12 protein-coding genes are annotated in these 14,702 nt (G+C 67.1%); 8 read left to right on the top strand and 4 right to left on the bottom strand.

What is annotated here, in order from left to right; translation table 11 throughout:
• A partial coding sequence (ispF, locus tag G3N93_RS20090) for a 2-C-methyl-D-erythritol 2,4-cyclodiphosphate synthase (RefSeq protein WP_206133783.1) occupies window positions 1–472 on the bottom strand: 472 nt, incomplete at its 3' end.
• Between the two features lie 28 nt (window positions 473–500).
• Window positions 501–1,211, bottom strand: a complete 711-nt coding sequence (ispD, locus tag G3N93_RS20085; RefSeq protein ID WP_011352390.1) for a 2-C-methyl-D-erythritol 4-phosphate cytidylyltransferase — start codon at window positions 1,209–1,211, stop codon at window positions 501–503.
• Between the two features lie 107 nt (window positions 1,212–1,318).
• Between ispD and mfd the strand changes: the two genes are divergently transcribed.
• The 4 genes from mfd to G3N93_RS20065 all read left to right on the top strand — a co-directional run bounded on the left by mfd (window position 1,319) and on the right by G3N93_RS20065 (window position 7,772).
• Window positions 1,319–4,789 carry a transcription-repair coupling factor gene (gene mfd, locus G3N93_RS20080; RefSeq protein ID WP_174988262.1) on the top strand — a complete coding sequence of 1,157 codons (3,471 nt, stop codon included), beginning with the start codon at window positions 1,319–1,321 and terminating at the stop codon, window positions 4,787–4,789.
• A 105-nt stretch (window positions 4,790–4,894) separates the two neighbouring features.
• Complete coding sequence (argE, locus tag G3N93_RS20075; RefSeq protein ID WP_174941238.1) at window positions 4,895–6,115, top strand: acetylornithine deacetylase; 1,221 nt, start codon at window positions 4,895–4,897, stop codon at window positions 6,113–6,115.
• A 60-nt stretch (window positions 6,116–6,175) separates the two neighbouring features.
• On the top strand, window positions 6,176–7,195 hold the full coding sequence (locus G3N93_RS20070; protein ID WP_206133782.1) for a threonine/serine dehydratase: 1,020 nt from the start codon (window positions 6,176–6,178) through the stop codon (window positions 7,193–7,195).
• Between the two features lie 145 nt (window positions 7,196–7,340).
• A complete protein-coding gene (locus G3N93_RS20065) occupies window positions 7,341–7,772 on the top strand; it encodes a DUF3574 domain-containing protein (RefSeq protein WP_174988256.1) in 432 nt (143 codons plus the stop codon).
• Between the two features lie 84 nt (window positions 7,773–7,856).
• Here G3N93_RS20065 and G3N93_RS20060 read toward each other — a convergent pair whose 3' ends face one another.
• Window positions 7,857–10,373 (bottom strand): penicillin-binding protein 1A, encoded by a 2,517-nt coding sequence (locus G3N93_RS20060; protein ID WP_174941244.1) that lies wholly within the window; start codon window positions 10,371–10,373, stop codon window positions 7,857–7,859.
• A 443-nt stretch (window positions 10,374–10,816) separates the two neighbouring features.
• Between G3N93_RS20060 and G3N93_RS20055 the strand changes: the two genes are divergently transcribed.
• The 4 genes from G3N93_RS20055 to G3N93_RS20040 all read left to right on the top strand — a co-directional run bounded on the left by G3N93_RS20055 (window position 10,817) and on the right by G3N93_RS20040 (window position 14,193).
• Window positions 10,817–11,497 (top strand): PspA/IM30 family protein, encoded by a 681-nt coding sequence (locus tag G3N93_RS20055; RefSeq protein ID WP_174941246.1) that lies wholly within the window; start codon window positions 10,817–10,819, stop codon window positions 11,495–11,497.
• A gap of 88 nt (window positions 11,498–11,585) precedes the next feature.
• The gene (locus G3N93_RS20050; RefSeq protein WP_174988252.1) at window positions 11,586–12,749 is read left to right on the top strand and encodes a lipopolysaccharide assembly protein LapB; all 1,164 of its coding nucleotides are present in this window, start codon (window positions 11,586–11,588) and stop codon (window positions 12,747–12,749) included.
• Between the two features lie 232 nt (window positions 12,750–12,981).
• On the top strand, window positions 12,982–13,413 hold the full coding sequence (gene mscL / locus G3N93_RS20045; protein WP_059233903.1) for a large conductance mechanosensitive channel protein MscL: 432 nt from the start codon (window positions 12,982–12,984) through the stop codon (window positions 13,411–13,413).
• Between the two features lie 333 nt (window positions 13,414–13,746).
• On the top strand, window positions 13,747–14,193 hold the full coding sequence (locus G3N93_RS20040) for a hypothetical protein (protein ID WP_027784713.1): 447 nt from the start codon (window positions 13,747–13,749) through the stop codon (window positions 14,191–14,193).
• 66 nt (window positions 14,194–14,259) lie between these two features.
• On the opposite strand, the gene G3N93_RS20035 is transcribed toward G3N93_RS20040, so the two are convergent.
• A partial coding sequence (locus G3N93_RS20035; protein ID WP_206133781.1) for an NAD(P)-dependent oxidoreductase occupies window positions 14,260–14,702 on the bottom strand: 443 nt, incomplete at its 5' end.

Raw genomic sequence — 14,702 nt, 5'->3', positions numbered from 1 at the left:
TCACCAGCAGCGCGGCGGCCTGCGCCTCGATCCCCTCGCCGCGGCCAAGATAGCCGAGCTTCTCGTTGGTCTTCGCCTTCACGTTCACGCGGTCGAGCGGCAGGCCGAGATCGGCCGCGATGTTCGCGCGCATCCCGTCGATATGCGGTGCCAGCTTCGGCGCCTGGGCGATCACGGTGCTGTCGACGTTCTGGATCGTGAAACCGGCCGCGTTGATGCGTGCGACGCACTCGCGCAGCAACACGCGGCTGTCGGCGCCCTTGAATGCCGCGTCCGTGTCGGAGAAATGACGGCCGATGTCGCCGAGCGCCGCCGCGCCGAACAGCGCGTCGGTGATCGCGTGCAGCAGCACGTCCGCGTCCGAGTGGCCGAGCAGGCCGCGTTCGTACGGAATCGTCACGCCGCCGATGATGAGGGGGCGCCCCTCGACGAGCTGGTGCACGTCGTAGCCTTGTCCGATTCTGAAATCCATGCGTATTCCGATTGTGAGGGGGTGAAAGTCAGGAAGCGTTCGTGGAGCGCGCGAGGATCGCCTCCGCGAGCGCGAAATCTTCCGGGTACGTGACCTTGAAATTGCGCAGGCTGCCCTGCACGACGCGCGGCGTATGGCCGGCCCATTCGATCGCGCTCGCTTCGTCGGTCAGGTCGTGCCCTTCCCGCTGCGCGCGCAGGATCGCCTCGCGCAGCATGCCGATGCGGAACATTTGCGGCGTCTGCGCCTGCCACAGCGCGTCGCGCGACTCGGTGCGCGCGATCGCGTCGCCGCCGGCCGGCACGCGCTTGAGCGTATCGGCCACCGGCAGCGCGACGATGCCGCCGACCGGATCGTCCTTCAGCGTCGCGACGAGCGTGCGGATCAACTCCGGCGTGATGCCCGGGCGCGCGGCGTCGTGCACCAGCACCCAGTCGTGGTCGGTCGCGCCGAATTCGGCCAGTTCGAGCAGCCCGTTCAGCACCGACGCCTGGCGCGAGCCACCGCCGCAGCGGCGCACCGCGAAGCGCAGGCCCGCGAAGCGGCGCGCGTCGAAATGGGAATCGTCGGGCGCGAGGACGACGAGCGTCTGCGCGAATTCGCTGCACGCGTCGAACGCGGCAAGCGTGTAGTGCAGCAGCGCGCGGCCGGCCAGCGTGCGGTATTGCTTCGGCACGGCCGAGCCGGAACGGCTGCCGGTGCCGGCACAGGGAATCAGGGCGAAAAGTCGGGGAGTCACGAAGGGAAACGCCGGAAAGATGAAATCGAGAAGCGGATTTTATAATAGGTCTTTCGTCTCGACCGGCGCACCGCGATGCGCCCGTGCACGCCACCCCTGTCGTCCCTATGCCAGATAACGCTTCCACCCCGTCCGCCTCGCCCGTTGCCCGCGTCAAGCCCGGCCAGCGCTTCGCCTTCGACGGCGCGCATGGTTCCGCCGACGCGCTCGCCATCGCCCGTTATCTCGCCGACAACCGCCAGGACGTGCCGCTCCTCGCGGTGATCTGCGCGAACGCGGTCGATGCTCAGCGGCTCTCGCAGGAAATCCGCTACTTCTCGCCCGACGCGCGCGTACGCCTGCTGCCGGACTGGGAAACGCTGCCGTACGACACCTTCTCGCCGCACCAGGATCTCGTATCCGAGCGTCTCGCGACGCTGCACGACCTCGGCGAGGGCCGCTGCGACATCCTGCTCGTGCCCGCGACCACCGCGCTGTACCGGATGCCGCCCGCATCGTTCATGGCCGCGTACACGTTCGCATTCGCGCAGGGCGAGCGGCTCGACGAGGCGAAGCTGAAGGCGCAGCTCACGCTGGCCGGCTACGAGCACGTGAGCCAGGTCGTGCGGCCCGGCGAATACTGCGTGCGCGGCTCGCTGATCGACCTGTACCCGATGGGCTCGCCGCTGCCGTACCGGATCGACCTGTTCGACGACCAGGTCGACTCGATCCGCGCGTTCGACCCCGACACGCAGCGCAGCCTCTACCCGGTGCGCGACGTGCGTCTCCTGCCCGGCCGCGAGTTTCCGTTCGACGAGGCCGCGCGCACGGCCTTCCGCAGCCGCTGGCGCGAGACCTTCGAAGGCGACCCGAGCCGCGCGCCGATCTACAAGGACATCGGCAACGGCGTGCCGTCGGCCGGCATCGAGTACTACCTGCCGCTGTTCTTCGACGAAACCGCCACGCTGTTCCACTACCTGCCGCAGGACGCTCACCTCGTGTTCACCGGCGATCTCGAGGCATCGATCCGACGTTTCACGGCGGATACGAAGCAGCGCCATGCGTTCCTCGCGCACGATCGCGAGCGGCCGATCCTCGAACCGCAGCGCCTGTTCCTGTCCGACGAGGATTTCTTCGCGTTCGCGAAGCCGTTCGCACGGGTCGTACTGCCCGCGCAGCCGGCCGGCGGCTGGGCGACGGGGCTGCCCGAGCTCACCGTCGATCGCCATGCCGACGATCCGCTCGCGTCGCTGCGCACGTTCGTCGAATCGTCAGGCAAGCGCGTGCTGCTGACCGTCGAATCGGCCGGCCGCCGCGAGACGATCCTGCAGCTGCTCGCCGAACACCATCTGCGCCCCGCATCGAACGACCACTTCGCCGGCTGGCTCGAGAGCGACGAACGCTTCGCACTCGGCGTCGCGCCGCTCGCGAACGGCTTCGCGGTACCGGGCGAAGGCTATGCGGTCGTCACCGAAACCGAACTGTACGGCGCGCTCGGCCGCCGCGCGGGCCGCCGCCGGCAGGAACAGGCCAGCAACGTCGACGCGATGGTGCGCGACCTGTCGGAGCTGAAGGTCGGCGACCCGGTCGTCCACGCGCAGCACGGCATCGGCCGCTACATGGGCCTCGTGTCGATGGATCTCGGCGAAGGCGAAACCGAATTCCTGCATCTCGAATACTCGGGCGACAGCAAGCTCTACGTGCCCGTCGCGCAATTGCACGTGATCTCGCGCTATAGCGGCGCCGATCCCGACAGCGCACCGCTGCACGCGCTCGGCTCCGGCCAGTGGGAACGCGCGAAGCGCAAGGCCGCGCAGCAGATCCGCGATACGGCTGCCGAGCTGCTGAACCTGTACGCGCGCCGCGCGGCCCGCGAAGGCCACGCGTTCTCGCTCGATCCGCGCGACTACGTGAAGTTCGCGGAAAGCTTCGGCTTCGAGGAAACGCCCGACCAGGCGGCCGCCATCGCGGCCGTGATCGGCGACATGACGAGCGGCAAGCCGATGGACCGCCTCGTGTGCGGCGACGTCGGCTTCGGCAAGACCGAGGTCGCGCTGCGCGCCGCGTTCATCGCGGTGCTGGGCGGCAAGCAGGTCGCGCTGCTGTCGCCGACCACGCTGCTCGCCGAACAGCACACGCAGACCTTCGCCGACCGCTTCGCGGACTGGCCGGTGCGGATCGTCGAGCTGTCGCGCTTCAAGACCGCGAAGGAAGTCAACGCGGCGATCGCGCAGATCAACGAAGGCAGCGTCGACATCGTGATCGGCACGCACAAGCTGCTGTCGTCGGACGTGCAGTTCAAGCGCCTCGGCCTCGTGATCATCGACGAGGAACACCGCTTCGGCGTGCGCCAGAAGGAAGCGCTGAAGGCGCTGCGCGCGGAAGTCGACGTGCTGACGCTCACCGCGACGCCGATCCCGCGCACGCTCGGGATGGCGCTCGAAGGGCTGCGCGATTTCTCGGTCATTGCAACCGCGCCGCAGAAACGGCTCGCAATCAAGACCTTCGTGCGCCGCGAGGAAGAAAGCGTGATCCGCGAGGCGATGCTGCGCGAGTTGAAGCGCGGCGGCCAGGTGTACTTCCTGCACAACGAGGTCGAGACGATCGAGAACCGCAAGGCGATGCTCGAGGCGCTCGTGCCCGAAGCGCGCATCGTGATCGCGCACGGCCAGATGCACGAACGCGAACTCGAACGGGTGATGCGCGATTTCGTCGCGCAGCGCGCGAACGTGCTGCTGTGCACGACCATCATCGAAACCGGCATCGACGTGCCGAGCGCGAACACGATCATCATGCACCGCTCGGACAAGTTCGGTCTCGCGCAGCTTCACCAGCTGCGTGGCCGCGTCGGCCGCTCGCATCACCAGGCGTACGCATACCTGCTGGTCCACGATCCGCAGGCGCTGACCAAGCAGGCCCAGCGCCGGCTGGAAGCGATCCAGCAGATGGAGGAGCTCGGCTCGGGCTTCTATCTCGCGATGCACGACCTCGAGATCCGCGGCACCGGCGAGGTGCTCGGCGACAAGCAGTCGGGCGAAATCCACGAGATCGGCTTCCAGCTCTATACGGACATGCTGAACGACGCGGTGAAGGCACTGAAGAACGGCAAGGAGCCCGACCTCACCGCCCCGCTCGCCGCGACGACGGAAATCAACCTGCATGCACCGGCGATCCTGCCGGCCGACTACTGCGCGGACGTGCAGGAGCGGCTGTCGCTGTACAAGCGTCTCGCAAACTGCGAGCACGGCGACGCGATCGACGGCATCCAGGAAGAGCTGATCGACCGCTTCGGCAAGCTGCCGCCGCAGGCGCATGCGCTCGTCGAGACGCACCGGCTGCGGATCGCCGCGAAACCGCTCGGCATCGTGAAGATCGATGCGAGCGAGGTGGCGATCGGGCTGCAGTTCGAGCCGAATCCGCCGATCGATCCGATGCGGATCATCGAGATGGTGCAGAAGCATCGGCACATCAAGCTCGCGGGCCAGGACAAGCTGCGCATCGAGACGCGCTCGCCCGATCTCGCGATCCGCGTGTCGACGATCAAGGAAACGCTGCGCGCGCTCGGACCCAAGCAGGGAGCGGCTGCCGCGGTGCGCTGATGCGATAGTGACAGGTGCGGCGTTGCTGCACCGCACTGCGGCCGACGCGGGCGGGCCGACGCGTTTTTGAGTATGATTTTCCCATTCATCAGACGGAGTTTTGCCATGTCCACTCTCGACGCGACCGCGCCGTCCGCCGCAACCCAAGGCGACGCGTCGCTCGTCAGCCTGCCCTGGATCAAGCAACTGGTGTCGATGGACACGACGAGCCGCGTGCCGAACCTCGGCCTGATCGAAACGGTACGCGACGCGCTTGCCGCGAAAGGCATCGCCTCGACGATCACGCACGATCCGCGTGAAGGCTGGGCGAACCTGTTCGCCACCGTGCCCGCGCACGACGGCTCGACGAACGGCGGCATCGTGCTGTCGGGGCATACCGACGTCGTGCCGGTCGACGGCCAGCAATGGGACAGCAACCCGTTTGCTCCGGAGATCCGCGACGGCCGCCTGTACGGCCGCGGCACCTGCGACATGAAGGGCTTCATCGGCACCGCGCTCGCGCTGCTGCCCGAGATGCAGGCCACCCAGCTCGCGAAGCCGATCCATTTCGCGCTGTCCTACGACGAGGAAATCGGCTGCGCGGGCGCACCGCTGATGATTGCGGATCTGGTCAAGCGCGGCGTGCAACCGTCCGGCTGCATCGTCGGCGAGCCGACCAGCATGCGGCCGATCATCGCGCACAAGGGCATCAACGCGTACCGCTGCTGCGTGCGCGGCCACGCGGCGCATTCGTCGCTGACGCCGAAGGGGCTGAACGCGATCGAGTATGCGGCGCGCCTCATCTGCCACATCCGCGACATCGCCGACCGCTTCCGCGCCGAAGGGCCGTTCGACGCGCTGTACGACGTGCCGTTCACGACCGCGCAGACGAGCACGATCCAGGGCGGCAACGCGATCAACACGGTGCCGGCCGAATGTCGGTTCGACTTCGAGTTCCGCAACCTGCCGACGCTCGATCCCGAGCAGATCTTCACGCGCATCGAAGCATATGCACGGGAAACACTGCTGCCGCAGATGCTGCGCGAGCATCCGAATGCCGCGATCGAGTTCTCGAAGATCGCCGCGGCGCCCGGCCTCGACGCCACCGAACAGGCTGCGATCACGCAGCTCGTGCGCGCGCTGACGGCCGACCAGGACAAGCGCAAGGTCGCCTACGGCACCGAAGCCGGCCTGTTCGAACGCGCGGGCATCCCGAGCGTCGTATGCGGGCCCGGCAACATCGAGCAGGCGCACAAGCCGAACGAATATGTCGAGCTCGCGCAGCTCGCCGGCTGCGAGCAGTTCCTGCGCAAGTTCATCCGCAGCATGTCGGTCGACGCGCACTGACTGCCCCCCGCCACGCCGGCCCGCGTGTGCGGGTCGGCCCACTCCGCCACCCGCCACGTCATGTCGACTGAACAACAGGGCACCGCCCATACGACGATCGACGGCGAGCCGATCCCGACGCTCGACGAAATCGCCGCGCAGCATTTCGCGCTGTCGCCCTGGGTCGCGCGCACGCCCGTGTTCGAACGCGCCGACCTGCCGTCCCTCGAGGGCACGCACGTCAACTTCAAGTTCGAGTTGCTGCAGGTCAGCGGCAGCTTCAAGGCGCGCGGCGCATTCACGCACCTGCTCGCACTCGACGAGGCGCGCAAGAACGCCGGCGTCACCTGCGTGTCGGCCGGCAATCACGCGGCGGCCGTCGCGTATGCGGCAATGCGGCTCGGCAGCAGCGCCAAGGTCGTGATGTTCCATACCGCAAGCCCGTCGCGCATCGCGCAGTGCAAGCAGTACCGCGCGGAAGTCGTGCTGGCGAGCAGCGCGTCGCAGGCGTTCGATCTGGTCCGGCGGATCGAGGCCGAGGAAGGCCGCTTCTTCATCCATCCGTTCAACGGCTATCACACGATCCTTGGCACCGCGACGCTCGGCTACGAATGGGCGACGCAGACCCCCGACCTCGACGCGGTGATCGTGCCGATCGGCGGCGGCGGGCTCGCGGCCGGCATGGCGACCGCGCTGCGGCTCGCGAATCCGCGCGTGCACGTGTACGGCGTCGAGCCGGAAGGCGCCGATGCGATGAGCCGCAGCTTCGCGGCGAATCACACGATCAAGATGAGCGCGATGCAGACGATCGCCGATTCGCTGATGGCGCCGCATACCGAGGAATACAGCTACCAGCTGTGCCGGCGCCACGTCGACCGCATCGTCACCGTCTCCGACGACGCGCTGCGTGCCGCGATGCTGTTCCTGTTCTCGCAACTGAAACTGTCGGTCGAACCGGCGTGCGCGGCTGCGCTGGCCGCCCTGCTCGGCCCGCTGCGCGAAACGCTGCAGGGCAAGCGCGTCGGCGTGCTGCTATCCGGCACCAATACCGACCCCGGCACACTCGGCATGCATCTCGCGCACGCGAAACTGCAGCACTGACCCCACATCGGGCACGCGCGGACAAACCTAGGGTTATCCCCAGATTATGTTGACAGCCCTGTTGATAACCCGCCGGACAAGCACGCAAGTGGTTGAGCGCGCAGCGTTTTGCGCGCGCGGAGGTCGATCGTCACGAAATGGGCAAATGCGGTCGCTGGCCGCGTGCACGATGGCGGTCGCGCTGCTCGCCGGTTGCGCGGCCCCCCCCTCGCCCGTCGTCGGCGCACCGTCGGCCTGTACGCAGCCGGGCGAGAACCCGATGCTGCAGGCCGACCTGCTGTTCGGGCGCGACATCACGGGACGCGGCCCCGTCACCGATGCGGAGCGCGCGGCCTTCCTCGCCGACACGGTCACGCCGCGGTTCCCCGACGGCCTCACCTACTGGGACACGCACGGCCAGTGGCGCGACCGCGCAAGCGGCGGGATCACGCGCGAAGACAGCTTCGTGATCCGTATCATCGCCGACGATACGTCCGACACGCGCGCACGGCTCGCCGCGATCCGGCAAGCGTACATGCAGCGATTCCACCAGCAATCGGTCGGCATGACGGTCGTAGCGGCCTGCGCGTCGTTCTGATTCCGCTTCTCTCCGCCGACCATTCGCGCAAAAAAAACGGGCGCCCGAAGGCGCCCGTTGCATGCCGGAACAGCGGCGTGCCGCTTACTTGTTCTCGAACATGTCCATGATCTGCTGCTTCTCCTGCGGCGTGACGGGCGGCGGCGCCAGCCCCGCCGCGCCGGCCGAACCGAGCGCATCGTTCGCGCTGATCGAATTCTCGGCCGGGTTGATGTCGACGTTCGCGACGAAACCGTTGCCCGGCGTGCGATCGGCGTAGTACAGCTCGCCGTCGATCGAGGTCAGGCCGTCCGGCATCGGCATCTGCTGCTCGGGCACACCGTTCAGCGCGGTGCGCATGTAGTTCACCCAGATCGGCAACGCGAGCTGCGCGCCGAATTCGCGGCTGCCGAGGCTCTTCGGCTGGTCGAAGCCCATCCACGCGACCGCGACGAGCGACTGCTGGTAGCCGGCGAACCAGCCGTCCTTCGCGTCGTTCGTCGTACCGGTCTTGCCCTGCAGGTCGCTGCGGCCCAGTGCGTTGGTGCCCGCGCCCGTGCCGGCCGTCGCGACCGAATGCAGCAGGCTGTTCATCACGTACGCGTTGCGGCCTTCGATTGTGCGCGGCGCCGTGCTGCCCGCGAGCACCGGCTGCGACTTCTGCAGCGCCTGGCCGCGTGCGTCGTCGACCTCGGCGATCAGGTACGGATCGACCTTGTAGCCGCCGTTCGCGAACACCGCATAGCCGGTCGCGAGCTGCAGCGGCGTCACGAGGCCCGCGCCGAGCGCCATCGGCAGGTAAGGCGGCGTCTTCGCGGGATCGAAGCCGAAGCGCTGCGTCACGTACTGCTGCGCGTACTGCGTACCGATCGACGCGAGGATCCGGATCGACACGAGGTTCTTCGAACGCTGCAGGCCGGTGCGCATCGTCATCGGGCCGTCCGGCTGGTCGTCGTCCTTCGGCTCCCATGCGGTGCCGCCCGGCACGCTCGGCGGGAAGTACAGCGGCGCGTCGTTGATCATCGTCGCCGGCCCCATGCCCTTGTCGAGCGATGCCGAGTAGATGAACGGCTTGAACGACGAGCCCGGCTGCCGCCATGCCTGCGTCACGTGGTTGAACTTGCTCTTGTTGAAGTCGAAGCCGCCGACGAGCGAGCGGATCGCACCATCCTGCGGCGCGATCGCGACGAGCGCGCCTTCGACCTGCGGCAGCTGCACGACCTGCCAGCCCGTCTTGCCGTCCTTCAGCACGCGCACGACCGAGCCCGGCTTGATGCGCAGCGTGTCGTTCGCGCGGGGGCTGAGCGCGCCCGCCACGAAGCGCAGCCCGGCCGGGCCGATCGTCGTGGTCGCGCCGCCGACGAACTGCACCTCGACCGCATTCGGCGATGCCGACAGCACGACCGCCGACTGCAGGTCGCCGTTGTCCGGGTGATCGGCGAGCGCGTCGTCGATCGCCTCGTCGCGGTCGTCGCCGGCCGCGGGCAGCTTGATCGTCGCTTCCGGCCCGCGATAGCCGTGGCGGCGCTCGTAGTCGAGAATGCCGCGACGCACGGCCTGGTACGCGGCTTCCTGGTCGGACGAGTTGATCGTCGTCGTGACGGTCAGCCCGCGCGTGTAGGTTTCATCCTTGTATTGCTGGTACATCATCTGCCGCACCATCTCGGCGACGTACTCGCCGTGCACCGCGTACTGGTTGCCCGGCGTGCGCACGTGGATCTCTTCCTTCACGGCCTCGTCGTACTGCGGCTGCGTGATGTAGCCGACCTCGAGCATGCGCTTCAGGATGTATTCCTGGCGCACCTTCGCGCGCTTCGGATTGACGACCGGGTTATACGCCGACGGCGCCTTCGGCAGCCCCGCGAGCATCGCCGCTTCCGCGAGCGTGATGTCCTTCAGGTCCTTGCCGAAATACACGCGCGCAGCGGCAGCGAAGCCGTACGAACGCTGGCCGAGATAGATCTGGTTCATGTACAGCTCGAGGATCTGGTCCTTCGTCAGGGCCCTCTCAATCTTGTACGCGAGCAGCATTTCGTAGATCTTGCGCGTGTAGGTCTTCTCGCTCGACAGGAAGAAGTTGCGCGCGACCTGCATCGTGATCGTGCTCGCGCCCTGGCGCGCGCCGCCGTGCATCAGGTCGGCGACACCCGCGCGCAGGATGCCGACGAAGTCGACGCCGCCGTGTTCGTAGAAGCGGTAGTCCTCGATCGCGAGCACGGCCTTCTTCATCACGTCCGGGATTTCCTGGAAACGTACGAGGCTGCGGCGCTCTTCGCCGAACTCGCCGATCAACACGTGATCGGCCGTGAACACGCGCAGCGGCACCTTCGGCTGGTAGTTGGTCAGCGCATCGAGCGACGGCAGTTGCGGCGCCATCACGACCAGCGCGTAGCCGACGATCAGCGCGCCGACGATCGCCAGCGTCACGAACAGGCCGGCGAACCACAGCACGACGCGCGAGCCGAACGAGCGACGGTGTCCGCCGCCGCCGCTGCGCTGGGTGCGGCGGTCGTCGTCGCGATCGTCGTCATCGGGGTAATAGGCTCCGGACGGCGAACGGCGCAGCGTGTAGTGGGGTTCGTTCCTGTCGGAAGAAGAAGGCGGTCGTTTGATAATTGGCATGTCGGAATGGCGGGCGTACGTGGCGCCCTCGGACGCATGCGGAAATGCAGGCGAATGAATCAGAGCGGATACAGCGTGATGCGGCTGTCACGTCGACAGACCCCGCCGCGCGGCGATCCGTTCCCGCGACGTGACAGCGCATTTTAATGAAATCGACCGGGTGCCTTCGCGATTTTTTGTAAAAATTCCCGCAATGCCGTGATTTAAGGAACGTATTGTCGGCATCCTCTGCCTATCATGGACACGCAATATGGCGCGCACCGCCGATTTTCTTTCAATCGCGAAAGGTTCGAAATCCTGATGCGCAAGCCGCTTGAACTCGCGCGTTTAAGCCGTATTTAAGTGAACCGGTGGTGTAATATCCGCCGGCTCATGCGGGTCGGAACCGGCTCGCAACGGGCACTGCCGCTCTCACGCGGCGCCTTTCAACCACGGAGGATTTCATGTCGCTTTTCGACTCTGTTTCGCGCACGATCAAAGGCCTGCTGAACGATGCGGCCGATTCGGTACAGGATCCGTCGCGCGACGCACGGCAGATCGTGCGGGAGCTCGACGACAGCATCGGCCGTGCCGAGAATTCGCTGATCGAGATCGAGGCACAGGTCGCGACCCAGCGCAGCAAGCGCGATGCGGCCGACGACAAGGTGAAGAAGTACGAGGACGGCGCGAAGCGCGCACTGCAGTCCGGCGACGAAGCACTCGCACGCGAGGCGCTCGGCGCACAGTCGAACGCGGAAGCGGAGCGTGACGCGCTCGCGGCCGAGCTGTCGACGCTCGAGCCGTCGGTCGACAAGCTGAAGGGGCAGATCGCCGACATGCGCCAGCGCCGCAACGACCTGAATGCCCGCTCGAACATCCTGCAGGCCAAGCAGGAAATCGCGCAGGCGAAGGATGTCGCGGCAAGCGCCTTGGGCGGCATCGGCGGCAAGAACCTGTCCGAAGACTTCCAGAAGCTCGAGGACAAGGTCGCACTGCAGAACGCACGCTCGGACGCGCGCCTGAATTCGGCCGACACGTCGAGCGGCAAGGCGCTCGACGACAAGCTCGCCGCGCTGAACAAGGGCCCGTCGGTCGAGGATCGCCTCGCCGCGCTGAAGAAGCAGATGGACACGCCCGCGCAGTAACGGCCGCTGCGGGCAACCGCGCCGCTGCCCGCCCCGGGCGCGGCGCGAACCGATCGTCAGGAGACGGGCGCCTGCGCCCGGTTCGACCATGAAGAAATCTCTCGCCGCACTCGGCCTCTCGCTGATGTTGCTGTCGTCCGCCGCGTTTGCGGTCCCGTCGCTGCAGCAGGTCGAGCAGTCGATCGCGCAACGCAACTGGCAGCAAGCCGACACGCAGCTGTCGCAAGTCATCGACGCCCATCCGAACAACGCGCATGCGCGCTACCTGTATGCACAGGTGCTGGACCGCGAGGGCCGCGCATCCGACGCACTCGAGCAGCTGCAGCGCGCGAAGACGCTCGATCCGCAACTCAAGTTCACCGACGCGTCGCGCTTCGCGCAGACGGAGTCGCGCATCCGCGCCGACGCCGCACGCGTGAGCGGCAACGTGCCCTCGGCCACGCAGGCCGGCACGCTGCAATCGTCACTCGCGCCCGCTGTGGCACCGGCCGAAAAGCACGGCCCGTCGACCGGCATGTGGATCGGCCTCGGGCTGATCGTCGCGGTGATCGCGCTGGTGCTGCGCTGGACGCTGCGGCGTGCGCGCACGGCCGACGACAGCCGTGCCGACGACGAACGGCGCACGCAGCTCAAGCGCGCCACCGACGTGCTGAACGACATCCGCCCGCTGAAACTCGACGCGAAGCTGTCGACGGCGCCCGGCGCCGCGGCACTCACGGGCGAACTCGAAGCGATCGAGACCGATGCGCGCACGCTCGTCGAATCGCTGTCGAACGGCAAGAATCCGGTGCCGCCGTATCGCGTCGATGAACTCGAACAACGCCATGCAAGCGTGAAGGCACGCGTCGAAGGCCGTCCCGATCCGGCCGCGCAACCCGCGGCACCGGCGAACGGCAGTGGCTCCGTGTATGCGCAGGAAGCCGACCGCATGACGGGCGCGCAAGGCCAGCCGTATCCGCAGCAGCCCTACCCGCAACAGCAACCGCCTGTCGTGATCCAGCAAGGCGGCGGCGGTTTCGGTGGCGGCATGGGCGGGCTGCTGACCGGCGTACTGCTCGGCGAAGCGATGTCGGGCGGCCGCGAGCGCGTGGTCGAACGCGACGTGATCGTCGACGGCGAGCGCCGCCGGCAGGAGAACGACCCGGGCTTCGACCTCGGCCGCGGCGACAGTTCGAACTGGAGCGACGGCAACGGCGGCGGCGGCATGGATCTCGGCAGCAACGACGACGGCTGGACCGACGACAACACCTGACGCTACTCAGCGCGTCGACGCACCCGCGACGCGCTGCAACGCACGCCACGCTCCCCAGCATGGCCGGCCGCGCCGACGCGCGGATTTGTCAATCATTTCAAGATGGACTACCGGCAATGGGGAGCGTTCGCTATCATGCGGCCATCGGCGTGCCACCGACCCTCATTCGACGCTCTGCATCCGTGCGCGTCGCGGCACGCCTCCCCTCGCCCCAACCAGGAGAAAGCCGCTCATGAGCATCATCAAGGAATTCAAGGAGTTCGCCGTCAAGGGCAACGTCATGGATCTCGCCGTCGGCGTGATCATCGGCGGCGCGTTCTCGAAGATCGTCGACTCGGTCGTGAAAGACCTCATCATGCCGGTCATCGGCGTGCTGACCGGCGGCCTGGATTTCTCGAACAAGTTCGTTCTGCTCGGCACCATCCCCCCGACGTTCAAGGGTAATCCCGATTCGTTCAAGGACCTGCAGGCCGCGGGTGTCGCCGCGTTCGGTTACGGCTCGTTCATCACGGTGGCAATCAATTTCGTCATCCTCGCGTTCATCATTTTCCTGATGGTGAAATTCATCAACAAGCTGCGCAAGCCGGATGAAGCCGCACCGGCCGCGACGCCGGAAGACACCGTGCTGCTGCGCGAGATCCGCGATTCGCTGAAGCAGCGCTGATCGCCAAGCGCCCCGCCAGCCAGGCCCGCTCCGTGCGGGCCTTTTTATTGCGCGCGCGATGCACCGCCGCATGCGGCCTATCTCACTTTTTTGTGACGGGCGAATGCACGCGCGGGGAAAGCAGGTCTATGATGGAGACTAAACGACAGTACGGGCGCCAAGACGCTGGCTGTGTCGATCATGGCGAGCAGGTCGACGGGAGACATTGATCGTCGTACTGCACGAAGGCAGCATTTTCGTGTGCTATAAAGGATCGACATGCGGCGTACATAGCCGGGAGTGGGTCGCATGAAAGTGCCGCATTTCTTGCAATTGTTTTTGAGGCGAGTGTTTATGTCCTTCCCGAAAAAACGTCGGCGTGCCCAGCAGGATGGCCAGGAGTCATTCCTCGCGGTATTGCGCCACTCGAAACCGTTTGCCCAGCTCGACACCAAGATTGCCCGCGCCCGTGCGCAGGACGAACCCGTCCTGTACGCGCACGTGCTGCCCGGTCTCGACGTGCTCCTGTGCAGCGTGCGCGGCGCCCAGCCGCCCTATCCGGCCATCGCCGAACTGCGCAAGCGCTGCATCGAATCGATCGCCAACGCGCTCGAGCAGCCGCTGGACGGCCTCGAGAACGGCGGATACTGGTATGAGGCAAACGGCTTCGGCTTCCTCGTGTTCGCCAGCCGTGCGCGTGCGCGCATCCTGCCCGAGTTTGGTGCAGGCACGAAAGCGAGCCTGCGCGGCGGGCTCGGTCGCCAGAACGCCGGCGACACGACACCTCGCTCCCTGGGCTGATCTCCCTGCCATTCGATGGGCCGCCTCCGGGCGGCCCATCTGCCATTCACGCGCCCCGCTTGCCCGTCACGACGCCTGCTGACGCCCGTTGCCGGGCCGCACGATGTCGATGAACGCGCCGAAATCGGCACCGGCGAGCCCTTGCGCGGCGCCAAGCCGCAACACCTGCTGCACGGTGGCCGATACCGGCATCACCGCGCCCGTGTCGCGCGCTGCGTCTGCAATCGCATCGACGTCCTTCTGGAACGTGCTGAGCGCGCCGATCGGCGGATGGCCGCCCGACGTCATGCGCGGCACGAACGTCTGCAGCAGCACCGAATCCGCCCAGCCGCCTGCCAGCGCCTCGGCCAGCCGAGCGGCATCGATGCCGCTCGCCTGTGCAAGACCGACAGCCTCGGCAATCGCGGTCACCGTCGCGGTGACGATCGCCTGGTTGCACAGCTTCGCCGTCTGCCCCGCGCCCGCGTCGCCCATGTGCGTCATGCGCGACGCGTACGTGTCGATCAGCA

This window comes from Burkholderia sp. Se-20378 (assembly GCF_017104665.1).
GTDB classification, from domain to species: domain Bacteria; phylum Pseudomonadota; class Gammaproteobacteria; order Burkholderiales; family Burkholderiaceae; genus Burkholderia; species Burkholderia lata.
The sequence above is the reverse complement of the archived record's forward strand: the minus strand, read 5'-3'. Positions and strand labels throughout refer to the sequence as shown.